Source organism: Nocardioides caeni (assembly GCF_004912195.1).
Classification (GTDB): domain Bacteria; phylum Actinomycetota; class Actinomycetes; order Propionibacteriales; family Nocardioidaceae; genus Nocardioides; species Nocardioides caeni.
This window is the reverse complement of the sequence record NZ_STGW01000001.1, coordinates 618,751-625,683: the sequence shown is the minus strand read 5'-3', so window position 1 is coordinate 625,683 and position 6,933 is coordinate 618,751. Positions and strand designations below refer to the sequence as shown.

General features: G+C 73.1%; 6 protein-coding genes and 1 pseudogene. 3 read left to right on the top strand and 4 right to left on the bottom strand.

The window, feature by feature from the left end; genetic code table 11:
- The 3 genes and pseudogenes from E9934_RS19475 to E9934_RS03040 form a co-directional block, all read left to right on the top strand.
- A pseudogene (locus tag E9934_RS19475) lies at positions 1-1,834 on the top strand (binary toxin-like calcium binding domain-containing protein); the annotation flags it as partial.
- A 45-nt stretch (positions 1,835-1,879) separates the two neighbouring features.
- Positions 1,880-2,578 (top strand): class I SAM-dependent methyltransferase, encoded by a 699-nt coding sequence (locus tag E9934_RS03045; RefSeq protein ID WP_136561315.1) that lies wholly within the window; start codon positions 1,880-1,882, stop codon positions 2,576-2,578.
- Positions 2,575-3,600 (top strand): hypothetical protein, encoded by a 1,026-nt coding sequence (locus E9934_RS03040; protein ID WP_136561314.1) that lies wholly within the window; start codon positions 2,575-2,577, stop codon positions 3,598-3,600. Before E9934_RS03045 ends, E9934_RS03040 begins: the two co-directional genes overlap by 4 nt.
- A 20-nt stretch (positions 3,601-3,620) precedes the next feature.
- On the opposite strand, the gene pgfA is transcribed toward E9934_RS03040, so the two are convergent.
- The 4 genes from pgfA to E9934_RS20415 all read right to left on the bottom strand — a co-directional run bounded on the left by pgfA (position 3,621) and on the right by E9934_RS20415 (position 6,918).
- The gene (pgfA, locus tag E9934_RS03035) at positions 3,621-4,589 is read right to left on the bottom strand and encodes a cell envelope lipid trafficking protein PgfA (RefSeq protein ID WP_136561313.1); all 969 of its coding nucleotides are present in this window, start codon (positions 4,587-4,589) and stop codon (positions 3,621-3,623) included.
- Between the two features lie 14 nt (positions 4,590-4,603).
- Positions 4,604-5,848 (bottom strand): glycosyltransferase family 4 protein, encoded by a 1,245-nt coding sequence (locus tag E9934_RS03030; RefSeq protein WP_158294904.1) that lies wholly within the window; start codon positions 5,846-5,848, stop codon positions 4,604-4,606.
- Positions 5,845-6,681, bottom strand: coding sequence for a glycosyltransferase (locus E9934_RS03025; protein ID WP_136561311.1), 837 nt, complete (start codon positions 6,679-6,681; stop codon positions 5,845-5,847). The genes E9934_RS03030 and E9934_RS03025 overlap by 4 nt, the downstream gene beginning before the upstream one ends.
- A gap of 102 nt (positions 6,682-6,783) precedes the next feature.
- Positions 6,784-6,918 carry a hypothetical protein gene (locus E9934_RS20415; protein WP_275106604.1) on the bottom strand — a complete coding sequence of 45 codons (135 nt, stop codon included), beginning with the start codon at positions 6,916-6,918 and terminating at the stop codon, positions 6,784-6,786.
- Between the last annotated feature and the right edge of the window lie 15 nt (positions 6,919-6,933).

Sequence of the window (6,933 nt, the reverse complement as noted above, 5' to 3'; positions counted from 1 at the left end):
CGAGGAGGCCGACCTGGGCACCGATCCTGAGGACGCCGACTCCGACGACGACGGGTTGACCGACGGCGCTGAGGTCAACACGCACGGCACCAACCCGCTCGACCCGGACACCGACGACGGCGGCGTCAACGACGGCGCCGAGGTCAACGAGCTCGGCACCGACCCCGACGCCGCCGTCACCGACAACGACGGCCTCAGCGACGGCGACGACGTCAATGAGCACGGCACCAACCCGCTCGACCCGGACACCGACGACGTCTGCGTCAACGACGGCACCGAGGTCGGCAACGGCACCAACCCCGTGGACAACCCGGCCGACGACGTGGAGGCCACCGGCGACAGCGACGGTGACGGTCTGACCGACGAGGAGGAGGCCGACCTGGGCACCGACCCCGACGACGCCGACACCGACAACGACGGCCTCACCGACGGCGCCGAGGTCAACGACCACGACACCGACCCGCTCGACCCCGACACCGACGACGGTGGCGTGACCGACGGCGCCGAGATCAGCAACGGCACCAACCCCGTCGACGACCCGTCCGACGACATCCCGAACGACGACCGCGACGGTGACGGCCTCACCAACGACGAGGAGGCCGAGCTCGGCACCGACCCCGACGACGCCGACACCGACAACGACGGCCTCACCGACGGCGCCGAGGTCAACGAGCACGCCACCGACCCGCTCGACCCCGACACCGACGACGGTGGCGTGACCGACGGCGCCGAGAGCAGCAACGGCACCAACCCCGTCGACGACCCGGCCGACGACCTGCCGAGCACCGACACCGACGGTGACGGCCTCTCCGACGAGGACGAGGCGACCCACGGCACCAGCCCGACGGACCCCGACAGCGACGACGACGGGCTCTCCGACGGCGCCGAGGTCAACACCCACGACACCGGCCCGCTCGACCCCGACACCGACGACGGCGGCGTCAACGACGGCACCGAGGTCAAGAACGGGACGAACCCCAAGGACGACCCGGAGGACGACCTCGAGGCGACCGGTGACAGCGACGGCGACGGTCTGACCGACGCCGAGGAGACCGAGCTGGGCACCGACCCCGACGACCCCGACACCGACAAGGACGGGCTCTCCGACGGCGCCGAGGTCAACACCTACGACACCGACCCGCTCGACCCCGACACCGACGACGGCGGCGTGACCGACGGCGCCGAGGTCGACAACGGCACCGACCCGGTCGACAACCCGGCCGACGACCTGCCCACCCCGGCCGACGAGGACTCCGACGGCGACGGCCTCACCGACGCCGAGGAGGAGGAGATCGGCACGGACCCGGACAACCCGGACACCGATGGTGACGGCATCCGCGACGGCGCCGAGGTGGCGGGCGACAACAACCGCTACTGCGCGACCAACCCGCTGCGGGCCGACACCGACGCCGACGGGCTCAAGGACGCTCGCGAGGTCGTCGGCAGCCAGATCCGTCAGCTGGTGACCTATGTCGCCGGTCGTCCCCGCAACGGCAGGCAGATCGGTCTCGTGAAGACCAACCCCTGTGTCAAGGACACCGACGGTGACGGCCTCACGGACTTCCGCGAGGTCAAGGGCACCAACCTGCGCCAGGTGGCGGTCCGCTCGAAGGCACTCGGGGGTCGCTACGTCATCGGGCTCCGTCGCAGCGACCCGACCCGTCGGGACACCGACCGCGACGGCCTGAGCGACCGCGTCGAGGTCACCGGCAGCGCGAACCGCAAGTTCGGTCGCGCCAAGTCGGACCCGACCAACGCCGACACCGACTGGGGTGGCGCGCCCGACGGCCGGGAGATCCGCAACCGGACCGACCCGACGCGCTACCTGTACTGACGACGCGATCGTTGGTCCAGCGCCGTCGACTTCTAGGCTGATCCCGTGGATGCGGAGGAGATCGAGAAGTCGGCGGCGCTGGAGCGTCGTCACTGGTGGTACGCCGCGCGGCGAGCCCTGGTCCGGCGCACCGTCGGGCCGTGGCCGGCCGGTCGGGCCATCGACGTCGGCTGCGGCATGGGCGGCAACACGGCCGTGCTGCGCGAGCTCGGTTGGCAGGCGGTCGGGGTCGAGTACACCGCGGTCGGCTGCGAGATCGCCTCCTCCCGCGGCATCCCCGTCGTGCGCGGCGACGGCCGCGTGCTGCCGGTCGCCGACTCCTCGGTCGACCTGGTCATGTCGACCGACGCCTGGGAGCACATCGACGACGACGTGTCCGTGGCCCGTGAGAGCGCCCGGGTGCTGCGTCCCGGAGGACGACTGCTGGTCGCCGTACCCGCGAGCATGGCGCTGTGGAGCGGCCACGACGTGGCGTTGGGCCATGTGCGGCGCTATGAGAGGGACGAGCTCGCGGCGCGGATCGAGGGCGCCGGGCTGGTCCTCGACGACCTCTGGTCGTGGAACGTCCTGCTGCGCCCCGTGGTCCGCGCCCGCCGCAAGAAGCGGCAGGAGTCGGAGAGCGAGATGGAGGCGGTCCACCCGGTCCTCAACGCCGGGCTCCGCGCCGCCGTCGGCATGGAGCGGGTCCTGCCGCTGAAGAGGCTCCCCGGAGTGAGCCTCGTGGCCCTCGCCCACAAGGCGTGAGCGAGCGCCCGCTCCCGGACGGGTCGCCCCGGTGGGTGGCCGATCCGGGGATCCCGTGGAGGATCCTGCTCACCGCGACCGTCCCGGCGCTCGCACCGGACGGTGCGCTCGACGCCTCTCTCGAGGCGCTGGCCCGCGACCAGGGGTGGGTGACGCCACCACCGCTCGTCGTCGCCGGTGATCCGGCCGGACTACGGCGACGGCTGGCCACGGCCCAGCCCGCGCAGGTGGTGATCGGCCGAGCGGGCGGCGACCTGGTCGTCTCGGCTCACCACTCCGCCGTCGACGGCCTGGGGCTGCTGCGGGTGGTGGAGGCCCTCGGCGCAGGTCCCGTGACGAGCTCGGCCCGCGGCGTCGGGGACCGGGCGCCCGACGCGGGGACCGCGCGGACGATCGCCCGCCGCCTGCGCGAGGCCGCCCTCGCTCCCCCGGCCGGGCTGCGCCTCGAGCCGGCCGTCGACTCACACGCCGGAGGCGACGTCATGGTGGAGCAGACGCGCCCCGGCTCCTTCCGTACGGCGGACCTGGTCCATGCCGCGACCCGCGCCGTCGTGGCCCGCGAGCCGGCCCGTCACGTCGCGATCGCGATCGGCGCGACCCGCGACCCACTCCCCGACGACCCGGTCATCCGGGACCGCAGCGCCCTGCTGCGCCTGCGCGACGTCGAGCGGCTCGACCGGGCCGGGATCGAGCAGGCGCTGCGGACCGCGCCGCTGCAGACCCCTCCGACGCCGGGTGCGGGTGGGCCTGGTGCCGCACTCCTCGGCCGGGCGGCCACGACGGGGATGCGGCTGCTCTCCTCGCGCCTGGGCTCGACGTTGCTGGTCTCGCACCTCGGTGAGGTGAGCGCACCCCGGGTGAGGGGCCTCGCGTTCCACCCCGTCACGGCCGGCGGGACCGGGCTCTCCCTCGGCGCCGTCGGCCACGGCGGCCGCACCGTCGTGACGCTGCGGGCCCGTGCCGCGCAGTGGAACGACGACGGCCTCGAGCAGCTGCTCGAGGCCGTCATCTCCCTCCTCTGAGAGGAGTTCGGGGACCAGCGTCAGACGCCGGCCAGCTCCTTCTCGTTCCGCGGCTGCTGGCGCTCACGCCCGGACGAACGTCCGAGGAACAGGCCGGCGGCCAGCAGGATCGCGCCCAGCAGGCCGATCAGGACCGGGAACAGCAGCTGCATCCCGGCGAGCATCCGGGCGTTGCTCTTGGCGTCGGCGACGAGGTCGGCCACCTGGTCGTCGGTGTACTGCACGGTGCCGGTGAAGGCCGACACCGAGACGCCGTCGTAGCGCAGCTCCTGGACCCGGTCCTCGACGCGGTTCACCGGCGACCCGGTTTCCGGCTCGATGTAGAAGGTGCGGGTCATCTCGTACCACATCTCGGCCTCGACGGTCGGCTCGGTCGAGCCGAACACCGAGCCGGGGACGTCGCGGAGCTCGACGACCTCGGGGTCGATGCGCTGGACGAACTTGTAGACCGTCAGGCCGTCGATCTGCTCCTCGCCCTCGAACGTGGCGTCGACCGCGCGACCGGTCGTGCCGTCCCAGACCGGGTAGGTCTTCTTCTCCGTGCCGAACGGGAACTTGTAGACCTGGCCCTCGAAGTCGGTGGTCCGCTGCTCGCCGTCGGCGACCTCGACCCACGGCTCGCAGCTGTCGCAGTCGACGGCGGCACCCGTGCCCGCGTCGAAGGCGACGCGCTCGCGCGACTGCTGGAAGACGGTGCCGTCGGCACGCGTCACGGTGGCCGAGTTGACCCACACAGGCGTGCCGTCCGGCGCGTCAGCGCCGGTGTCGGCGACGGTGCGCGAGGCGATGCTCAGGTCGGTCACCTCGGTGGCGAGGATCTCCGGGTCGGAGTTGAAGACCTGGGCGCCCGTGGCCTCGAGGTAGGTGATGCCCTCGTAGTCCGCGGGCACCTTCGCGAGCGACGGGTAGGCGTAGGCGCGGACCAGGACGGCCGCGACGATCAGGAAGACGCCGAGTCCGACGGCTCCCGAGGCGAGCTTGCTGCGCATGGCGTGAGTACCTCTCAAACGGCCACGCGAGCATCGCGTGGGTGGTGACGGTCGGTGACCGCTTCTGCGGCACCGGTGGTGATCGGGGTGAGGCTGCGTGCCACCAGGTCGGCGGCGGCGAGGCGCGTCTGCGCCCAGTCGAACCTCCGCGCCCAGGCCAGGCAGGCCTCGGCGCGCTGGATCCGGGCATCGGGCCCGGTGGCATCGGCGAGGGCAGACTCGACGCCGTCCGCGAGGCGGGACACGATCAATGCCTCGCCGTCGGTGTCCGGCACGAGCCAGCCGCTCTCCCCCTGCTTGATGGAGTCGCGCAGCCCGGGGACGTCGCGGGCCAGCGTCGGGACGCCCCAACCGGCGGCGTCGATGACCGCCTGTCCCCAGCCCTCGGCATCCGAGCCGCACACGTGCAGCGCGGCCCGGGCGAGCAGCTCGTCCTTGTCAGCGGCCGGCAGGAAGCCGTGGAACGTGACCCGGTCGGCGAGACCGAGCTCCGCGGCACGCGCGACGAGCCGGTCCCGCTCGGGACCTTGGCCGATCACGTCGACGTGGAGGTCACGGCCGGCGAGGGTGGCCCGGGAACCGGCCCCAGCGATGGCCTCGAGGACGAGGTCGACGCGCTTGTGGGTCACCAGGCGACCGAGCACGACGATGCGGTCGGCGTCCTTGTCGGCGGCCCGCCGGGCGTCGTACGACGGCAGGTCGGCGCCGTTGGGCAGCAGACCGATCTCTCCGGTCCAGCCCAGCTGGCTCCGCATCTCCGCGGCCGTCGATGCCGAGACCGCGAGGGTGGTGTGGCGGCGATAGACCCGGCGCATCGCCACCCGCTCCAACCAGCGCCCGAGCGCCGCGGCCGGCGCCGGGAAGTGCACGCCGAACTGCGCCTGGTGGACGTGGTGCACGATCAGCACGGCCGGTGTGCGGCGGCGCAGCACCAGCGGCGAGAAGGACGGCAGTCCGCAGGCCGGGTCCACGACCGCGTCGACCTGCCTGCGGTGACGCAGCAGCCAGACCAGGGCGAAGAGGTAGAAGCCCAGGCGCCCCCCACCTCGCTGGATCGTGATGCCGTCGCGCACCTCGCGCGCCGGCTGTCCCTCGTCGCGGGCCGTCACGAAGTCGACCTGTGCGCCGGCGTCCCTCAGGCCACGGGCCAGCTGCCAGGCATAGATCTCCGCGCCCCCGGCGAGCGAGTGGTCGAGGTCGCGCCAGTTGACGACGACGACGCGTCGTCCACCCAGGTCCGCGTCCGGTGCTCGTGTCACCGCCGCCCCCGGTCGTGCAGGTCGGCCGTCGCGGCGACGATGAAGGGCAGCACCACCGCGGCGGGCAGCGCAGCCGGAGCGGGCAGCGGCGCGCGCAGCCCGGCGGCGACCTTGCCCGAGACGGTCGAGCGGCGGTTGCGCCACGCGATGCGGCCCAGCTCGGCGAAGGCGCTGGCGCCGTGGCGGGCCGGGACGAAGGTGGACCCCGGGACGTCGACCCAGGTCACCGGCAGCTCCTCGATCCGTGCGCCCGCGGCCTGCAGCAGGACGAGGAGCTCGACGTCGAAGGAGAAGCCGGCCGTCCGCAGGTCGGCGACGACCGAGCGGACCAGGTCGCCCCGGAAGAGCTTGAACCCGCACTGCGTGTCGCTGATCCCCGGCAGCATCCGGTGGGCCAGGCGCCGGTAGGCGGCAGCGCCGCGCGAGCGCGTCTTGCAGTGACGGGCCGTGGTGGTGCTCTCCGCGAGCCCGCGCGAGGCGATGACGACGTCGGCGCCGCCCATCACCCGCGCCCACGAACGCTCGAGGGCGTCGAAGGCGGTCGCGCCGTCGGCGTCCATGAAGCACACCAGCGCGGCGTCGCTGGCCAGCAGGCCCGCGCGAACGGCCGCACCCTTGCCGCGCTGTTGGCAGCGCACGACGCGCACCGGCATCGCGGTCGAGTCGGCGGCGCGCGCAACCTCGGCGGTGCCGTCGGTGCTGGCGTTGTCCACCACGAGGACCTCGACGCGGCCGAGCTCACCGCGGTGGGCGACGACGTGACGACGCAGCTCCCGCAGGGTGCGCGGCAGCCGAGCCTCCTCGTTGAACGCCGGAATGACGATCTGCAGCATCGGACCCTCCCAAGCCGTCTGCTCAGACGTCCCCCTCCCAAGGGACGTACGACGAAGCCAGGTCACCCCTCCGACGAGGAGGGCGTGACCCGACCGGGGGTCCTACTCGGACGCGTACTCGACGAGCTTGTCCTGGCTGACGGGCTTCGGGTCGCCGCCCTGGTAGGCCTGGATGCCACCGATGGTCACCGCACTGGCGACCAGACCGCCGACAACGGCAGAAATGATGAGATTCATGCGAAGGTCCCCTCC